Raw genomic sequence first — 16,879 nt, 5'->3', positions numbered from 1 at the left:
GGAAATAATGTATCTTTGTCAATATCTTAATTGTTGTGACAGAACAAAAACACCACTATTAAAGATTCCGGTATGAATTCTAAATTTGATTATGACTTACTGTCAGCAATGATGACCAATGCCAATATGGGATGGTGGGAAGCTGATTTAAAGACCGAAAGTTACATTTGCTCCGGATATATCTCCCGGTTGCTGGGACTGGATGAGAATGGAACCATCAGCTTTAAAGATTTCAACAAACGTATTCTGAAAGAGGAACAACGGCATACTACCACACATTCCTTCAACAATATCCGGCAGGCACAAGAGACTGTATATCTGCTCAACACAGTAGAGGGTCCAACGTGGATAAGAAGCAAGGTATGCCTACAGAGAACCGACGAAAACGATAATGTCAAAATCTACGGCATTGCCGAAACACAAGACGGTCCCGACATGTCATCGGCATCCCAAGCCTTACAAGAGCGTAACCGTCTCCTCCATAATATTTATAAATATCTTCCGGTAGGAATTGAGCTCTATAACCGAGAGGGAATATTGATAGATATGAATGACAAAGAGCAGGAAATGTTCCATCTCAAACAGAAAGAAGATCTACTTGGAATCAATATTTTCGAGAATCCGATTTTCCCGGAAGAGATGAAAAGTAAGTTAAGAAAACATGAAAATGCAGACTTCACTTTCCGGTATGACTTCTCTAAAATAGGCAATTACTACAAGACACAGAAGAAGACGGGCACCATAGACCTTGTAACCAAAGTCACAAGCCTTTACGACGATAATCACAACCTGACCAACTATCTGCTAATCAACGCAGACAAAACGGAAACGACCGTCGCTTACAACAAAATACAAGAGTTCGAGAGCCACTTTGAGCTTATAGGTGACTATGCCAAAGTGGGATATGCCAATTATGACCTTCTTAATGAGCAAGGCTATGCCCAACGCAGCTGGTACAAGAACTTGGGTGAGAAAACAGAAACACCGTTGTCCGAAATCATCGGAACCTACAATCATCTCCACCCAGACGACCGTACTATCATGCTTGACTTCCTACAGAACGTAAAGAGAGGACTGGCACACAAGCTCAGCCGGGAAGTACGTGTTCTTAAAGAAGACGGTTCTTTCATGTGGACCCACGTCAACATCATTGTAGAACGCTACATGCCTGAACAGAACATCATAGAGATTATCTGCATCAATTACGACATCACCCAATTAAAGCAGACGGAGGCAATGCTGATACAAGCCAAGGAAAAGGCCGAAGAGGCAGACCGGCTGAAATCCGCTTTCCTTGCCAATATGAGCCATGAAATCCGCACGCCGCTAAATGCGATTATCGGTTTCTCCAGCCTGCTGCACTACGTGGAAAACGAGCAGGAAAAGGAACAGTACATCTCCTTGATAAACCACAACAACCAACTGTTGCTCAAACTAATCAACGACGTTCTGGACCTTTCCAAGATAGAGGCCGGACATATAGAGCTCCATTCCGAATGGTTCAATCCGGCAGAACTCATCGAGGAAAGTATTACCGAGTACGAACGGAACGTTCCGGCAAAAGTGAAACTCTTTGCCAGGCATCCGACAGCCCCCGGCCAGATAGAGCACGACCCTATGCGCATCAAACAGATACTGAACAACTTCATATCGAATGCACTAAAAAACACCGTGCAGGGACATATCGAAGTGTACTACGAAACGGACACAGACGGCATAAGAATCAGTGTTTCCGATACTGGATGCGGTATTCCCCCCGACAAACTGGGAATGATATTCGAACGGTTCGAAAAGGTGGACTCCTTTGCCCAAGGTGCCGGATTAGGACTCTCCATCTGCAAATCCATCGTTGAGAAAATGAACGGAGTGATTACCGTAAATTCGACAATGAGAGTGGGAAGCACATTCACCGTGGAACTGCCCTGCCGGACAAGGCCATTCCTAACAACAAACAAAAAACAATGATTTATGACCACACAGAAAGAATTTACCCTGACCCCTCGCCGACGTGGCTTTCACCTGGTGACAGAGGAGATTATACGCAACCTTCCGCCGCTTCCGCCTGCCGGAATCCTGCATCTGTTCATCAAGCATACAAGCGCAGGCCTCACCATCAACGAGAATGCAGACCCTGACGTACAGACAGATATGGAAGCCATCTTCAACCGCCTCGTAAAAGAACGAGAACCTTATTACCAACATACATGCGAAGGCGATGACGATATGCCCGCCCATGCCAAGGCAACCCTCAGCGGAACCAGCCTCACCATCCCCATCACCAATGGGCGTCTGAACATGGGTATCTGGCAAGGCATCTATCTCTGCGAGTTCCGCAATCGGGGCGGAGGAAGAAGAATTGTAGCAACCGTCATCGGATAATCCCCTATCATCATGCAGAAAGCCATCATCATCGGTGCCACTTCAGGCATCGGACAAGAAGTAGCCAGGATACTTGTACAGCAAGGCTGGCATATAGGCATTGCCGGCAGAAGGAAAGAGGCATTGCATGCTCTGCAAGCCACCGCACCCGACCGGATAGTCACGGAACAACTGGACGTTACGGAAGAGACCGCGCCCCTACACCTCCATAACCTGATAGAAAAGCTGGGAGGCATGGACTTGTTTTTCCTCAGTTCCGGCGTGGGACATCAAAACCGGGACTTACAACCGGACATCGAACTGAACACGGCACGTACCAATGTAGAGGGATTTACCCGCATGGTGACTGCCGCCTTCAACTATTTCAAGACAAGAGGCTCCGGGCATATTGCCGTCATCAGCTCCATTGCAGGTACCAAAGGACTGGGCGTTGCACCGGCCTACTCTGCCACCAAACGCTTCCAGAATACCTATATCGAAGCGCTGGCACAACTTGCCCGGATGCAGCATCTTGATATACACTTCACCGACATCCGTCCGGGATTTGTTGCCACCGATTTACTGAAAAGCGGAAAATACCCGATGCTGATGAAAGCAGACCGTGTAGCACAGCACATAATCAAGGCTTTAAGAGAAAAGAGACGGGTAGTTGTCATTGACGGACGCTACCGGGTAGTGGTGTTTTTTTGGCGTATGATTCCACGATGGCTATGGGAAAGGTTGCCTATAACGAATTGATTTCGTATCTTCACGTCTCCAAACAGAAATAGGCATACAGACATGAAGAAAAACTCAAAATATATCGTGCTTACCGTTGCCATTGCACTGTGCGCTGGTTCCAGCCTCCCCTTCCTCGCAGGCAGCAGTACGCTGAATCCCGAACGCGATTCCGTGAAATCCGAAGTTCCCTACTGCATAACCTCCCCCAGCGTACCGGACAAGATCACTTTTGCCGGACAAGCTATTGACCTGCTTCGCTACGACCACCGCGAACGTATGGACCGCGAACTGATGTCCTTCACCTACATGCACTCCACCACCATGCTCATGGTGAAGCGTGCCAACCGCTACTTCCCCGTCATAGAGCCTATACTAAAAGCCAACGGCCTTCCCGATGACTTCAAGTACCTCGCTGTGATAGAAAGCAACCTGAACCCGCTTGCCAAATCGCCTGCGGGTGCCGCCGGCCTATGGCAGTTCATGCCTGCCACCGGACGCGAATTCGGACTGGAGGTGAACAGCAACATCGACGAACGATACCATATCGAGAAAGAGACCAAAGCAGCCTGCAAGTACCTAAAAGATGCCTATCAGAAATACGGGAACTGGCTGTGCGTAGCCGCTGCCTACAATGCCGGGCAAGGACGCATCTCCACACAGCTACAGAAGCAAATGGTAGACCAGGCTGTCGACTTATGGCTGGTAGAAGAAACTTCACGCTACATGTTTCGCCTGCTGGCAGCCAAAGCCGTCATCAGCAATCCGCAACAGTACGGTTTTCTGTTGAAACGGGAACATCTTTATCCGCCCATCCCCTACACGGAAGTGACCGTCACAACGGGCATTGCCAACCTGGCACAGTTCGCCAAAGGGAAAGGCATCACCTATGCCCAACTGAAAGATGCCAACCCCTGGCTGCGAGACACCTCGCTGATGAATAAAAGCGGACGTACTTATACACTGAAGATACCTACGCAGGACGGAATGCATTACGACCCCAAGAAAACAGTACCCCACGACAAGCACTGGGTTATCAACTAAAAGGATGAAGGATGAGGAATGAAGAATTACCATTCGGTACCACAGCGCGGCTAATTTCTTCATTCTTCATTCCTTATTCTTCATTAAACTTGTTTCTCCGTCAGATATTTCCAATAGCGCACGGGCATGTCCTGCTTGTGCTTCCGGGGATTGAGGCGTTCCTTGATGCAGATTGCCTTAAAATAGGTTTTCCAGAGAGATTGGAAAAGCCGTTCGTCTTTGTCCATCAGACTTTCGTCGAGCATGCCGGTGACAAGATGCCCTTCGCGGCTGTCCTCACCAAAAGTCACTTGGCGCACCTCCTTCAAGTCGTAATAGTATCCATAGGCGCGTTTGATGTCATAAATCAGCCAACGCTGGTCGGAAAAACGGTCCTTGAAATGCTCCGTCACCAGGGGAAGGGCATTCTTCTCGGGCTCGACAGCCGCAAAGAAAGTACCGTCTGCAGCTTTCTGGAAACGGACAAACTGAAGCAGGCGTATACGCTCCCAATCCACCCGCTTCCACATACGGGAGAACTCCAGCACATCAAGGTCGGCAAAATTTGTTTCAATGGAACGAGGAGCATCTATTGCCTTGCGAATATAGCGGAAAAGGAGCATGGGAGTTTCCGGCTCCTCGGCCAGCCAGCACTGGGCCAGACAAGCAAGTGCCGTAGACGACAGCTTCTTCTGCAATCCCCGCCAGACACGACCAGCCTTCTCCTCATCGGTCACCACGGTAAACAGCCCGTCGTAGAACAAAGGAAGCGGCTCTCCTTCCTGAAGCAGCGCATCGGGAAAGGTACGGCGGGAATAGGCTTCGAACACGGAAGTCAGCAATCCCTCAAACGTATGGTCATACAGAAAAATATTCATTCCTCAAAATTAAGTACCAACTGTCTCTCATCCACCTTCTTACGGTCAGGCTTGGGCAGCAGCAGACTGCGTACCCCCTGTGGGGTCAGTTCGTTGACCGTGTGCATAGGCAACTCACAGCAGGTAATGAAATACTGTGCCTTCTTCATCACCACCCCTATCTTCTTCAATTGGTAGAAACCTATCTTGGAGAAACGCCGGGAAGCCACTATCAGCCGTGCAGACTTCACGCCGATGCCCGGCACGCGGAGCAACATCTCATAATCCGCCTTGTTCACATCAATCGGAAACTGCTCGGGATGGCGCAAAGCCCAGGACAGCTTGGGGTCAACCTCCAAATCAAGGTCAGGATAGGCATCATCCACTATTTCCTCCACCTTGAACTGATAGAAGCGCATCAGCCAGTCAGCTTGGTAAAGGCGGTTTTCGCGCACCAAAGGGGGCTGTTTCAATGCCGGCAGGCGCTTATCGTAGGTATTGACGGAAATATAGCCCGAATAGTAGACACGCCGCATCGTAGGCCCCTTGTAGAGAGCTGACGAAAGATACAGAATATCCTTGTCCGTCTCGGCGGTAGCGCCTACTATCATCTGTGTGCTTTGTCCGGCAGGAGCGAAACGGGGAGCGTGGCGGTGTTTCTTGCGTTCTTCCGAACTTTCCAGCACCCCTTGCTGGATGTAGCGCATCGGCGCATATACACTCTTATGGTCTTTCTCCGGCGCAAGCAGTTTCAGATTCTCCTCTTTCGGTATTTCTACATTGACGCTGAGACGGTCGGCATAAAGCCCCGCCTCGTTCACCAGTTCGCGGCTGGCGCCGGGAATGCTTTTCAGATGGATATATCCGTTGAAACGATGGATAGTACGGAGGTCCTTGGCGACACGCACCAGACGCTCCATCGTGTAATCGGGATTGCGCACCACCCCACTGCTCAGGAAAAGCCCTTCGATGTAGTTGCGGCGATAAAACTCCATGGTGAGGTTCACAAGCTCGGTCACCGACAGCGTGGCACGCGGCAGGTCGTTGCTGCGGCGGTTGATGCAGTAGGCGCAGTCGTAGATGCAATAATTGGTAAGCATCACTTTGAGCAGGGAAATGCAACGGCCGTCCTCGGCAAAGCTGTGACAGATACCCCAACCACCCACAGTGTTCCCTAGCATACCCGCCTTGCCGGAGCGCACCGTACCACTGGAGGAACAAGAGACGTCATACTTTGCCGACTCTGCCAGTATCTTCAATTTATTGAGAACGTTTTCATCCATAATACCTGCGTCAAAAGTAGCAATAATACTTTTCAAAAACAAAAAAGACCGCCAGCAGTGGCAGTCTTTCGCAGCATCAAATATGCTTTTTTTCTTACTTCTTAGAAGCTTCCAAAGATGCTTTGCGGAATTCCTTCATAGCTTTTTCGATTTCCAAAGAAGCCTTACGAGCGCGAGTTCCTGCTGCCTTGTTACCGTTTTCCAACTGAGCATTTGCATCTTTTGAGAAGTCTGCATACAATGCAGCTACTTTTTCAACTAATTCTTTCATAATCCTTTTCAAATTACTTCGTTAATAATGTCTGGCAAAAATACATTCTTTCTTGAAATAAATGCAGAAAAACGATATTTTTTTTGAAATATTCGGTAAAATCGCCGCAAAAAGGGGCTCTTACGCGTTTTTTATCTACTTTTGCAAGCATGAAAACGCTTACTGACACCGAATATATACACGCTCTCATAGCCGAAGGAGAGCACCAACAGCAGGATTTCAAGTTCGAAATATCCGACGCCCGCAAGATAGCCAAAACCCTTTCAGCCTTTGCCAATACAGACGGTGGAAAACTGCTCATCGGAGTGAAAGATAACGGGAAAATTGCCGGTGTCCGTTCGGACGAAGAACAATATATGATAGAAGCGGCTGCCGGACTTTATTGCAGCCCCGAAGTGAGCTACACCATGCAGACCTATCTGGTGGAAGGCCGCAGTGTGCTGGTGGTACAAATCGAGGAAAGTGACCGGAAGCCGGTATATGCCAAGGACGAAACAGGAAAATACTTGGCTTATCTCCGCATCAAGGATGAAAACATCCTGGCTACTCCCGTCCATCTGCGCGTCTGGCAGCAAAGCGGAAGTCCGAAAGGAGAACTGATAGAATATACCGAACGGGAACAACTGTTGCTCAATCTGCTGGAAGAAAACGACCGCCTTTCACTGAACCGTTACTGCCGTCTGGCGCATCTTTCCCGACGCGCCGCCGAACATCTGCTGGCAAAGTTTGTTCGTTACGACATAGTGGAACCGGTGTTTGAAGGACACAAATTTCACTTCAGGCTGAAATAGGCAAGGAGATTCCGTCAGGTTTTCCAGATTTGTCCATGGTACAAATTGCAGCATGCGAGTTCATACTACGTTGTTATCATCAACTTGCAAGGTATCTATCTCAGTTAACGACAGAGGTAGCCTTGAATAACGACAGAGGATAGCACTTTTTTTATGTGAGTTTTTTACTAAATTGGGATGCACCGTATGGTTTACGTTGAGAACCCGCTTTGTACAGTTCCGGATGATAAAGGAAATGGTACGTCTGCTGGGTGACTCAGACGGGAAAGGCGATGCCAAGGAAAAGTATATCTTATTGCCATCAGCCTGCTCGGAAAATACGCTTTCAGGCTGCTTGAAGACTACCGCACAAAGAAAAGCGCCGGTATCAAAGACCCCGTTTTCACCAAGAACCGCCTGAAAGAGGTAGAAAAAGACATAGAGTGCTGGTGATAACCAACTTATTTCGTACTTTTGCAGCCGGAACCGCCGGATGACCCGCGGTCTTGTAATTTGTAATCAGTAATTCGTAATTTGATATGAGTTTATTTGCCAAACTATTCAACAAGAATACCGGAGAAGTATCTTCGAAGAATGTGGAAGACTTCGTGTCACTGACACGCGTCTACTTCCAGTCTGTAATAGCCGCCAACCTGGGCATCACCAATATCCGCTTTGTGCCGGATGTAGCCAACTTCAAGCGTCTGTTCAAAATCCCCACGCAGGGAGGCCGCCTGGGACAAGCGGAAAAGGCCGCTTCGCGCAAGATGCTGATGCAGGACTACGGCATCAGTGAAAACTTCTTCAAGGAAATTGATACTTCCGTCAAGAAGCACTGCCGTACGCAGAACGACGTACAAGGTTATCTCTTTATGTATCAAGGCTTCTCCAATGACTTGATGATGCTGATGGGAAACCTGATGCAGTGGAAATTCCGCATGCCTTCCATCTTCAAGGGAGCACTGCGCAGCATGACCGAAAAAACCGTACACGACGTCTGTACAAAAACCGTATGGAAAAAGGACGATGTACACAAAACGGCAGCGGCAGTACGCCAGTACAAAGAGCGTCTGGGATATTCGGAACAATGGATGACCGAGTACGTTTACAACGTAGTGATGCTGGCCAAAAAGGAACCGAAACAGAAAGCCAACGAAGAGAAATAAAAGAAAAAGAATTCTAAAGAACTTTAGAAACAAGAAGGCGGGAAAGAAATTTCCCGCTTTTTTTTGTTATTTTTAGCAAATGAAATCATTTTCCCCTCACGGAACACAAGGACGCACCCCGCGTCAACCATCATAAATATTAACTTCAAAAAAACAACCGCTTATGAAACAAAAGAAAATGCTTGCACTCACTCTCTCACAACTGGAACAACTTTATCGGCACGAACTCCCTGAATTGGTCAGCATCGCCGTTCAAAGCGACGATACGGAAGCCTTCAAGGCCAACCTGACGGAGTACATTGCCGGACATCCGGAAGTGGACAGCGAGGCCGGTAAGCAAATTCGACTCTTGATTGAATTTGACGGGCAGGAAGTACACGAGCTCTCCATCGGAGAACAGCTGCCCATATCAACTTTATCAATGCTGCATTCCTTCCTCACGGGACAATGGGAAGAGGAAACGGAAACGGACCTGTTCATCGACTTGTTCCAGCAGTTCAAACGCCTCCACCAACCAGCCCCCACCCTGCCCTCCGCACAGAAAATCAAAACCCTGACCGAACGCTGGCCCAGCGGACTGGATGAAGACGTGCAGCATATCCGTGCAAAGAACAAGGAACGCATCCTGCATGCACTGGTGCAGAAGATTGAGCACCGCAAGACCCCGGCTTCCCGCTTCCATTTCGAAGAGGGACTCAGCTACGAGGAGAAGTTCAACCTCGTCAGCGAATGGTGGAATGACTTCCGTTTCCATCTTGCCATGGCCGTCAAAAGCCCTACGGAGCTAAACCGTCTTCTCGGCAACTCCCTTTCTGCCGAAACCATGTACCTGCTCTCAAAAGCCCGTAAGAAGGGAATGCCTTTCTTCGCCACCCCCTATTATCTGTCACTGCTGAACTGCACCGGCAGCGGATACGACGACGAGGCCCTGCGCAGCTATATACTCTATTCACCCCAACTGGTGGAAACCTACGGACAGATACGTGCCTGGGAACGGGAGGATATCGTAGAACCAGGTAAACCCAATGCCGCCGGCTGGCTGCTGCCCGACGGGCATAACATCCACCGCCGTTATCCGGAAGTGGCCATCCTCATCCCCGACACCATGGGACGCGCCTGCGGAGGACTCTGCGCATCTTGTCAGCGTATGTACGACTTTCAAAGCAAACGGCTCAATTTTGAGTTTGACACCCTGCGTCCCAAGGAAACATGGGAAAAGAAGCTGCGTCGGCTGATGGCCTATTTTGAGGAAGACACGCAACTGCGGGACATTCTCATCACCGGCGGTGACGCACTGATGAGCCAAAACAAGACGCTGGGCAATATTCTGGATGCCGTCTACCGCATGGCAGTCCGCAAGCGGAAAGCCAATCAGGAACGGCCCGAAGGAGAAAAGTATGCAGAGCTGCAACGCGTACGCCTCGGCTCACGCCTCCCCGCCTACCTGCCCATGCGCATCAATGACGGGCTGGTGGAGATTCTAAGGGAATTCAAGGAAAAGGCGTCTACCATCGGCATCCGCCAGTTCATTATCCAGACACATTTCCAAACCCCGCTCGAAGTCACTCCGGAAGCTGCCGAAGGAATACGCAAACTGCTGGCGGCAGGCTGGCTCATTGACAACCAACTGGTATACAACGTAGCTGCATCCCGCCGGGGGCATACCACCCGCCTGCGCCAAGTGCTCAATCAGTTGGGAGTGGTTTGCTACTACACCTTCTCCGTGAAAGGTTTTGAAGAAAACAATGCCGTGTTTACTCCCAACAGCCGTTCCGTACAAGAGCAACGGGAAGAAAAGCGCTTCGGGAAGCTGACCAAGGAAGATGCCCATAATCTGTCCGTACTGCTTGGAACCGTCCATGACCCGGCAGCCTGCATCCGGCGTTTCCTGAAAACGCACCACCTGCCTTTCCTCGCCACCGACCGCAATGTACTCAATCTGCCCGCCATCGGCAAGAGCATGACCTTCAACATGGTAGGCATCACCCCCGAAGGCAAGCGCATCCTACGGTTCGACCATGACGGCACCCGGCGCCACAGCCCTATAATAGACCAGCTGGGACAAATATATATCGTAGAAAACAAGTCCATAGCCTCCTACCTCCGTCAGCTGCAAGCCATGGGAGAAGACGCCGAAGAATATGCCACCATCTGGAACTATACGGAAGGCAAGACGGAATCCCGGTTCAGCCTCTACGAATATCCTGATTTCCCCTTCCAAATCACCGACAGAATGAGCAATCAGGACATTGCAGGATAGCATATCCAAGATATATTCCGTACTTTTGCAGGCAGAACAATGAAATTGGAAAGTATGGAAATAGAACAACACCCTTTAGAACCCTTCCTTCCCGGCAACGCCCGTCTGCTGATGCTGGGAAGCTTTCCTCCGCAGAAAAAGCGGTGGTCCATGGAGTTTTACTACCCCAACTGGAACAATGACATGTGGAGGATTACCGGGTTCCTTTTCTTCAATGACAAGGATTATTTTGTAGACAAAACGAAGAAGGCTTTCTGCAAAGAACGTCTCATCAGTTTCCTGCAGGAAAAGGGTATTGCTTTGTTCGACACAGCCTCTGCCATACGGCGCCTGCAAGACAATGCCTCGGATAAGTTTCTGGAAGTGGTGCAACCCACGGACGTCCCTGCCCTGCTACACCGGATACCGCAATGCAAGGCTATCGTCACTACCGGCGAGAAGGCTACGGACACACTGTGCACGCAGTTCTCCATCGACAAGCCCAAAGTAGGCGACTTCACGGAGTTTCTTTTCGAAAACCATCCGATGCGCCTCTACCGGATGCCTTCTTCCTCGAGAGCCTACCCGCTGGCTCTGGAAAAAAAAGCAGCAGCGTATCGCATTATGTATCAGGACTTACAGATGTTGTAAGCAACTTTCTTTAGAAAATAAGTACGTCCGTTACTTGCATATTTGAAAGTTTGCATTACCTTTGCAGCCGCAAACACGGGAGTAGCTCAGTTGGTAGAGCACCGGTCTCCAAAACCGGGTGTCGGGAGTTCGAGCCTCTCCTCCCGTGCATGAACGAATAATGGCTGTAAGTATTGCTTACAGCCATTATTCGTTTTATAAATGCCTACCGGATATCTATCAGCTTATGTGTCTGCAAACTAAGCCTCCACTTAGGATGCTTCATCACGCAATCCACCGTTTCGGCCGTATTGCTGCAAGAGCAAGGCTGAAGAAAGAAATGCCCGGCGGGCAGCTGCTCATAAACAGTAATATCCTGCCCTTCATACACTACCTTCACTTCATTCATACGCGTAATTTCCAGCTTTGCCCCCTGCTTGGGAGAACAGGTCACCCAATCTATATTATCCGGCAGCGGACGGGTACCGTTTGTTTCAATGCAGACATACTTTCCCGCCTGGTGCAGACAATCCACAAATTCACGGTCAATCCAAAGGGAGGGTTCTCCACCGGTCAATATCACGGTAGCGGCAGGGTATTTACTGACTTCTGTTACGATATCTTCATCGGACATCAGTATGCCGTCCTCATGCTGCGTATCACAGAAGGAGCACTTCAGGTTGCAACCGGAAAAACGGATAAAGACAGCCGCGGTACCCGTATGGTATCCTTCTCCCTGCAAACTGTAGAATATCTCATTAATCTTCCTCATAGACGGCAATGTTTGATTCCGACTCCTGCACCTCTACCTTGAAGCAAGTGGGTATCTGGTCGCATATCCAACGGGCTATGTTCTCGGCTGTGGGATTGAAGGACAGCACTTCATTAAGATTATGGTGGTCCAGCTGTTCCTTTACCACCTGCTTGATGTGACTGAAGTCTACCACCATTCCGTCCGCATTCAGCTCTTTGGAACGGCAATAGACAGTGATAATCCAGTTGTGACCGTGCAGATTCTCACACTTGCTGCGATAAGAAAGTTTCAGGCTATGGGCAGCCGACACTTCCATGCGTTTGATGACTGTGTACATATTGTTAATACGCTAATTAATATAATAAGTTGCCGCATCTAATGTCACCTCGATGCGACGGCAAAATTACAAAAAACTTAAGATTTATCCATTTACTTCCCTAACTTATTCGTACACACAAAGAGAATTGGCAACCTTACGCTCTGCACTGCCACTCGGGGTATTGGCTATTCCTTTATCCGGCAACGCCCCACTCCACAGCGTAGAAGAACCACCGCCGTCCAGATTCAACGCATCCTCCCCGCCCAATATACGAATCATATGGGCAAGCTCGGGTATATTGATACCTTCCGCTTTTCCCTTCCGACGTCCGTCAACGACAATAAGCAGGATTTTTCCTTCTCTTGTCAGCGCCACAGCACTGCGGGGATGCTTGGTATCTACAAAATTCCGGTTAGTCCCGGACAAGTCGCACACTTGCCCGTCCTTCAGCATCAAAGGACCGGAAGCCAGCACAGTGCCTTTTTTCAAAGTACATGCCTTTTCATCCTGCTTGCTCCAGGGAATCAGTTCCAGCCTGCCTTTCTTTATGAGTACAGCTCCATTGGACACTGTTGCCAGAACCCCGGTAGAGGTAGTATCTATCACCACCCCGTCCTTACGCAGATAGCAGACGGAATTCCCGACTTTCATGTCAAAATAGGAACCATTGATGGCCGCCACCGCACCTGCATGCCGGGCGGCTACACTGGTCTCCTCTTTGGGATTGTGGACGAGCACATCGAAACGGTAGCGCTTCGGGGATATTTCAAAAATAGACACTTCCTGAGGAACTCCATACAAAGAACTGAATACTGCCTTTTTATAAAGCATCCCTTTCTGCAGGGGCTCAGTCTGCCAGTCGGCAGAAACGATGGCAAGAGAGTCGGCAGCAGTCTGCGCCATTGCTGCAAACATGCCGCAACAGAGAAACACTGCCAGGAATATTTTCTTTTTCATAAGATGAGATTGGTTTAAATTAATTCATAGCTGCAGATTTGAATCGGCATGTCGAGATTATGCAATACCTTTTCAAGCTGTATACCTTCACGGTTGTCGTACTCGTATCCGAAAGTAGCACGGATACCTTGCAGAATGAACTGCGTGGCACGGTCCAGGGCAATGGGCAAGCTGTCGCCTTGCAACAGTGCTCCGGTGATGACACTGGTAAACGTATCCCCCGTTCCGGGATAATGGGCCGGCAGGTAAGGACACGTAACCTTCCAGTAGCGGTTACCGTTCCGGTTATAGGCATACACGGACGTCTTATGCTTATCATCCCGTACGGGCACACTGGTAATAATCACCACTTCGGGACCACAATCGGAAAGCCGACGAAGGTATGACTTCAATTCCTCATCCGTATTCATCTCCTTATAAGGAATACCCAGCAGATAGAACAGCTCCGTCAAATTGGGAGTAACAACATCGGCCTTGGTGATGAGATGTTTCATTTCATCAATCATGGACTCGTGGAAGTTCGCATAAAGCCGTCCGTTATCGCCCAACACCGGGTCTACCACAACCAGACCGTCCGGGCGGCGGAAGTCATCAATAAAGTCAGAAACAATATGTATCTGCCGCGGAGAACCCAGATAGCCGGTATAAAAGGCATCAAACTGTACTTCCAGCTTCTTCCACTCGGAAATAATCTTCGGCATTTCATCCGTCAGGTCCAGAAAAGAGAACTCCGGATACTGGGTATGGCTCGACAATACGGCTGTAGGCAACGGACACACCTGGAAACCCATAGACGAAAGAATGGGAATGACCACCGTCAGAGACACCCGTCCGACTCCCGACAAGTCGTGGACGGCAACAACCTTCTTTACTTTATTCGCATACATATTATCTATATTATTATTTTTCCTACATTTGCCGCATGAAAACCGTCTGCATCATTTTGGGAACAGTTTCTTTGGCACTCGGCATCATCGGCATCTTCCTGCCGTTGCTGCCCACCACGCCTTTCCTGCTGCTCACGGCAGCACTCTACTTCAGAGGCTCACCCAGACTGTACCAATGGCTGCTGAACCACAAATGCCTCGGTCCCTATATCCGCAGCTTCCGCGAGAACAAAGCCATCCCTCTACGTGCTAAAATCATCTCTCTACTGCTGATGTGGGGAACAATGGTTTACTGCATCTTCTTCCTGATTCCACTAACAGAAATAAAGATAGTATTGTTCCTTGTCGCTGTGGGGGTGACTTGGCATATACTGTCATTCAAGACGTTGAAATGATGTGCTAAACTCCTCCTAACTTCTCGAAGAATTCTCCCAACCCCTTCCGAGCATCGGCAAGCTTGTCTTCCCAATGTTTCACGGAGTTCTGTCCGATAATATCCGTCACGTACTTCACCGAAATGAAAGGAACATTCTTGGCACGGCATACCAAAGCCTGGGCATAGGCTTCCATATCCACAACATCACCGGACACATCCGAGAGTTCTGTCAAGAAAGTATCCCCCGTATTGCATACACCACCGGCTGGCCAGTGTAAACAATAACCTTTTTGGGACAACAAATCCATTGAATCAATCTCATACTCCATACCAAGCTCCACCAGCTTCTGCATATCACGGTCCACAAAATGACGGCATACGAAAATATCTCCTACCCGATGACGGATAGTCCCTGCCGTACCTACATTGACCACCAAGTCCGGTTGCGCATGGCTTATCGCTTCAGAAAGATAAAAAGCCGATTTCACCTTTCCCACACCGGTACGGAGATAGCCTATCTGCACCTCTTCCTCCCTTATCAGTCCGGGAAATTTCAATTCAGTAAATTCGCCTTGTACGGCATAAGTGACTAAAATTCTCATATCATTCTATCTTTTTAGAGTCTGTTTAAATTTTGTCCGGCATGAGGGTGGCAAAACGGTTGATGACACACCCTCCTCCTTCTCATGAAAAAGGCAAAGATAGAAACCTTTTTCAGAAGATTTCCATCTTTGCCCCATAAATGTAAAGTCACCCACACTCACAACCTCCCTGCCAGATAAGATTTCAATGACTCTACATATTCCTCAAATGCGTCTACTCCTTGCGGAGTGATCTTACAAATCGTACAAGGCATCTTTCCTTTAAAAGTCTTTGTCACCTCCACATATCCCGCCTTGCTGAGTTTGTCTATCTGCACGCTCAGGTTTCCTGCCGTAGCTTTGGTCTGCTGGCGGATATAGACAAAGTCCGCCTCCTCGACACTAATAAGCAACGACATCACCGCAAGCCGCAGTTCGCTATGGAGCAAAGGGTTCAGTTCTTTAAACATATATCATCCTCTTCTTTTATTGTTTGTGACGCTTCGCCACACTGTTCATGTAATGTCCGGGAATCACCATCATAAAGACGAACGCCAATGCAAAAAACAGTATCTGGTCTATGCCGGGCATATAGAAACATCCCAACGAGAGCAAGGCTCCCAGCACTCCCCCTATCGTAACCACTTTCGTGTTCACAATCAGTCCCGTCAGGGCAGTTCCCATCCCCATCATCAGCAAAATGACAAACAGAATAGGAATCTTCCATACAAATATGGCGGTACACGATACCAAGAAAGCACCCAGTCCAAATACCGTCCACACATAATCCACAACACGGTCTATGTAGGTCTTCAACATTTTCCGAGCCTTCCGCTGACTCCACAACGTAGCAGGAAAGGCTATGACTGGAAGCAGGAACCATAGGAATTGCCAATTGTTATTGCCCGTTTCCTTCAATAGAAACCAAACCAGCAACGAGATAATTACCGTTACATATCCCCACAGCAAAAAAGGTGTCCCTGAATTTTCCGCCATTCTGTCCTTCGTGTTCTGTATCATCCGAGTGATGAGTTCTAAACTCTCTTTCTCATTCAATTTTCTTTCTTCCATTTTCCTGCCGCCTTATTTGTTGCTTCCTTTTAATACCCGCTTAAGTGCTATCTCCACCTGCTTCGTGTCGGCGCTCACCTCCACATCCGCTATCGCGCAATACTCAGATGGAATTCCGTCTTCCCTATCCAACTGATAATTGTTGTTTTCATCATGATAGACATAAAGCTTATATTTACCCACTGTCACATCTTTCAGTTCCAGTACCGCCTCCGTGCCCTTGGCATCTACCATACCATACTGCCCCTTGTCAGTGGCAATCATTATCTTTCCCACAGCAGAAGGTATGTTCATCACCTTCACTTTCAGAACATCTTGCGCAGACACCCCCAATGCAAATACACAAAGAAGAGCTGCCGCCATACTTCTACAAACAATCGTTTTCATAATCATTCTCCTTAAGTTATACATACCAAAATCACATTTCGGGTTCGAACTCCGATACAAAGATAGAAGGTTTATTTTATAAACCAAATTATTATATAAATTATTTTATTTATTTCTTAGCATCTCCTCCTTCCTTTACTACATACTATTCCAACCGCACCTAAAGAGTAGTGCCTAAAACAGCAAAAAGTAATTTCGGCCTTACTAAACAG

Annotated in this window: 20 protein-coding genes, 1 tRNA gene and 1 pseudogene; 11 read left to right on the top strand and 11 right to left on the bottom strand. The window is 48.6% G+C overall.

Features of this window, described 5'->3' with window-relative positions; all coding sequences use genetic code 11:
* The first annotated feature begins 72 nt into the window (after window positions 1–72).
* The 4 genes from JXR92_RS09235 to JXR92_RS09220 are packed head-to-tail and all read left to right on the top strand — an operon-like array spanning window position 73 to window position 4,140.
* Window positions 73–1,965: a PAS domain-containing sensor histidine kinase gene (locus tag JXR92_RS09235; protein WP_138344786.1), complete on the top strand. Its 1,893-nt coding sequence runs from the start codon at window positions 73–75 to the stop codon at window positions 1,963–1,965.
* Between the two features lie 3 nt (window positions 1,966–1,968).
* Entirely contained in the window at window positions 1,969–2,379 is a 411-nt protein-coding gene (locus JXR92_RS09230; protein WP_117966183.1) for a secondary thiamine-phosphate synthase enzyme YjbQ, read from the top strand.
* 12 nt (window positions 2,380–2,391) lie between these two features.
* Window positions 2,392–3,117, top strand: coding sequence for an SDR family NAD(P)-dependent oxidoreductase (locus JXR92_RS09225; protein ID WP_117966186.1), 726 nt, complete (start codon window positions 2,392–2,394; stop codon window positions 3,115–3,117).
* Between the two features lie 42 nt (window positions 3,118–3,159).
* Complete coding sequence (locus tag JXR92_RS09220) at window positions 3,160–4,140, top strand: lytic transglycosylase domain-containing protein (RefSeq protein ID WP_138344784.1); 981 nt, start codon at window positions 3,160–3,162, stop codon at window positions 4,138–4,140.
* 83 nt (window positions 4,141–4,223) lie between these two features.
* Here the strand turns inward: JXR92_RS09220 and JXR92_RS09215 are convergent, their stop codons facing one another.
* From JXR92_RS09215 to JXR92_RS09205, 3 genes are all read right to left on the bottom strand, one after another.
* A complete protein-coding gene (locus JXR92_RS09215; protein WP_117966192.1) occupies window positions 4,224–4,997 on the bottom strand; it encodes a TIGR03915 family putative DNA repair protein in 774 nt (257 codons plus the stop codon).
* Window positions 4,994–6,259: a putative DNA modification/repair radical SAM protein gene (locus tag JXR92_RS09210; RefSeq protein WP_138344782.1), complete on the bottom strand. Its 1,266-nt coding sequence runs from the start codon at window positions 6,257–6,259 to the stop codon at window positions 4,994–4,996. Before JXR92_RS09210 ends, JXR92_RS09215 begins: the two co-directional genes overlap by 4 nt.
* Window positions 6,260–6,353: 94 nt before the next feature.
* Window positions 6,354–6,530 (bottom strand): histone H1, encoded by a 177-nt coding sequence (locus tag JXR92_RS09205; protein WP_005826447.1) that lies wholly within the window; start codon window positions 6,528–6,530, stop codon window positions 6,354–6,356.
* 149 nt (window positions 6,531–6,679) lie between these two features.
* Between JXR92_RS09205 and JXR92_RS09200 the strand changes: the two genes are divergently transcribed.
* The 6 genes and pseudogenes from JXR92_RS09200 to JXR92_RS09175 all read left to right on the top strand — a co-directional run bounded on the left by JXR92_RS09200 (window position 6,680) and on the right by JXR92_RS09175 (window position 11,504).
* On the top strand, window positions 6,680–7,321 hold the full coding sequence (locus tag JXR92_RS09200; protein WP_117966195.1) for an AlbA family DNA-binding domain-containing protein: 642 nt from the start codon (window positions 6,680–6,682) through the stop codon (window positions 7,319–7,321).
* 291 nt (window positions 7,322–7,612) lie between these two features.
* Window positions 7,613–7,753 (top strand): annotated as a pseudogene (locus JXR92_RS09195) (sodium:alanine symporter); the annotation flags it as partial.
* An 86-nt stretch (window positions 7,754–7,839) separates the two neighbouring features.
* Window positions 7,840–8,466: a hypothetical protein gene (locus JXR92_RS09190; protein ID WP_005826441.1), complete on the top strand. Its 627-nt coding sequence runs from the start codon at window positions 7,840–7,842 to the stop codon at window positions 8,464–8,466.
* 163 nt (window positions 8,467–8,629) lie between these two features.
* The gene (locus JXR92_RS09185) at window positions 8,630–10,726 is read left to right on the top strand and encodes a KamA family radical SAM protein (protein WP_119961601.1); all 2,097 of its coding nucleotides are present in this window, start codon (window positions 8,630–8,632) and stop codon (window positions 10,724–10,726) included.
* Between the two features lie 54 nt (window positions 10,727–10,780).
* Entirely contained in the window at window positions 10,781–11,356 is a 576-nt protein-coding gene (locus JXR92_RS09180; protein ID WP_016273281.1) for a uracil-DNA glycosylase family protein, read from the top strand.
* A gap of 75 nt (window positions 11,357–11,431) precedes the next feature.
* Window positions 11,432–11,504, top strand: a tRNA-Trp gene (locus tag JXR92_RS09175).
* 57 nt (window positions 11,505–11,561) lie between these two features.
* Here JXR92_RS09175 and JXR92_RS09170 read toward each other — a convergent pair.
* From JXR92_RS09170 to JXR92_RS09155, 4 genes are all read right to left on the bottom strand, one after another.
* A complete protein-coding gene (locus tag JXR92_RS09170) occupies window positions 11,562–12,107 on the bottom strand; it encodes a 7-carboxy-7-deazaguanine synthase QueE (RefSeq protein WP_138344780.1) in 546 nt (181 codons plus the stop codon).
* Window positions 12,094–12,426 carry a 6-carboxytetrahydropterin synthase QueD gene (gene queD / locus JXR92_RS09165; protein WP_005826426.1) on the bottom strand — a complete coding sequence of 111 codons (333 nt, stop codon included), beginning with the start codon at window positions 12,424–12,426 and terminating at the stop codon, window positions 12,094–12,096. Before queD ends, JXR92_RS09170 begins: the two co-directional genes overlap by 14 nt.
* 105 nt (window positions 12,427–12,531) lie before the next feature.
* Window positions 12,532–13,365: a phosphodiester glycosidase family protein gene (locus JXR92_RS09160; RefSeq protein WP_131225957.1), complete on the bottom strand. Its 834-nt coding sequence runs from the start codon at window positions 13,363–13,365 to the stop codon at window positions 12,532–12,534.
* Between the two features lie 14 nt (window positions 13,366–13,379).
* Window positions 13,380–14,252, bottom strand: a complete 873-nt coding sequence (locus JXR92_RS09155; RefSeq protein ID WP_022401645.1) for a pyridoxamine kinase — start codon at window positions 14,250–14,252, stop codon at window positions 13,380–13,382.
* A 35-nt stretch (window positions 14,253–14,287) separates the two neighbouring features.
* On the opposite strand from JXR92_RS09155, the gene JXR92_RS09150 reads away from it, so the two are divergent.
* Complete coding sequence (locus JXR92_RS09150; protein ID WP_044468343.1) at window positions 14,288–14,647, top strand: YbaN family protein; 360 nt, start codon at window positions 14,288–14,290, stop codon at window positions 14,645–14,647.
* Window positions 14,648–14,651: 4 nt separating this feature from the next.
* Here JXR92_RS09150 and JXR92_RS09145 read toward each other — a convergent pair whose 3' ends face one another.
* The 4 genes from JXR92_RS09145 to JXR92_RS09130 form a co-directional block, all read right to left on the bottom strand.
* Window positions 14,652–15,230: a 5'-methylthioadenosine/S-adenosylhomocysteine nucleosidase family protein gene (locus JXR92_RS09145; RefSeq protein ID WP_117974522.1), complete on the bottom strand. Its 579-nt coding sequence runs from the start codon at window positions 15,228–15,230 to the stop codon at window positions 14,652–14,654.
* Window positions 15,231–15,388: 158 nt separating this feature from the next.
* The gene (locus JXR92_RS09140) at window positions 15,389–15,679 is read right to left on the bottom strand and encodes a winged helix-turn-helix domain-containing protein (protein ID WP_005826416.1); all 291 of its coding nucleotides are present in this window, start codon (window positions 15,677–15,679) and stop codon (window positions 15,389–15,391) included.
* A gap of 16 nt (window positions 15,680–15,695) precedes the next feature.
* Window positions 15,696–16,280, bottom strand: coding sequence for a hypothetical protein (locus JXR92_RS09135; protein ID WP_005826414.1), 585 nt, complete (start codon window positions 16,278–16,280; stop codon window positions 15,696–15,698).
* Window positions 16,281–16,292: 12 nt separating this feature from the next.
* Window positions 16,293–16,667, bottom strand: a complete 375-nt coding sequence (locus JXR92_RS09130) for a DUF2141 domain-containing protein (protein WP_034525507.1) — start codon at window positions 16,665–16,667, stop codon at window positions 16,293–16,295.
* Window positions 16,668–16,879 lie beyond the last annotated feature (212 nt).

Origin of the sequence: Bacteroides parvus (assembly GCF_017309675.2) — a bacterium.
GTDB classification, from domain to species: domain Bacteria; phylum Bacteroidota; class Bacteroidia; order Bacteroidales; family Bacteroidaceae; genus Bacteroides; species Bacteroides uniformis.
Note: the sequence above shows the minus strand (reverse complement) of the source record. Positions and strands in the feature narration are given on the sequence as shown.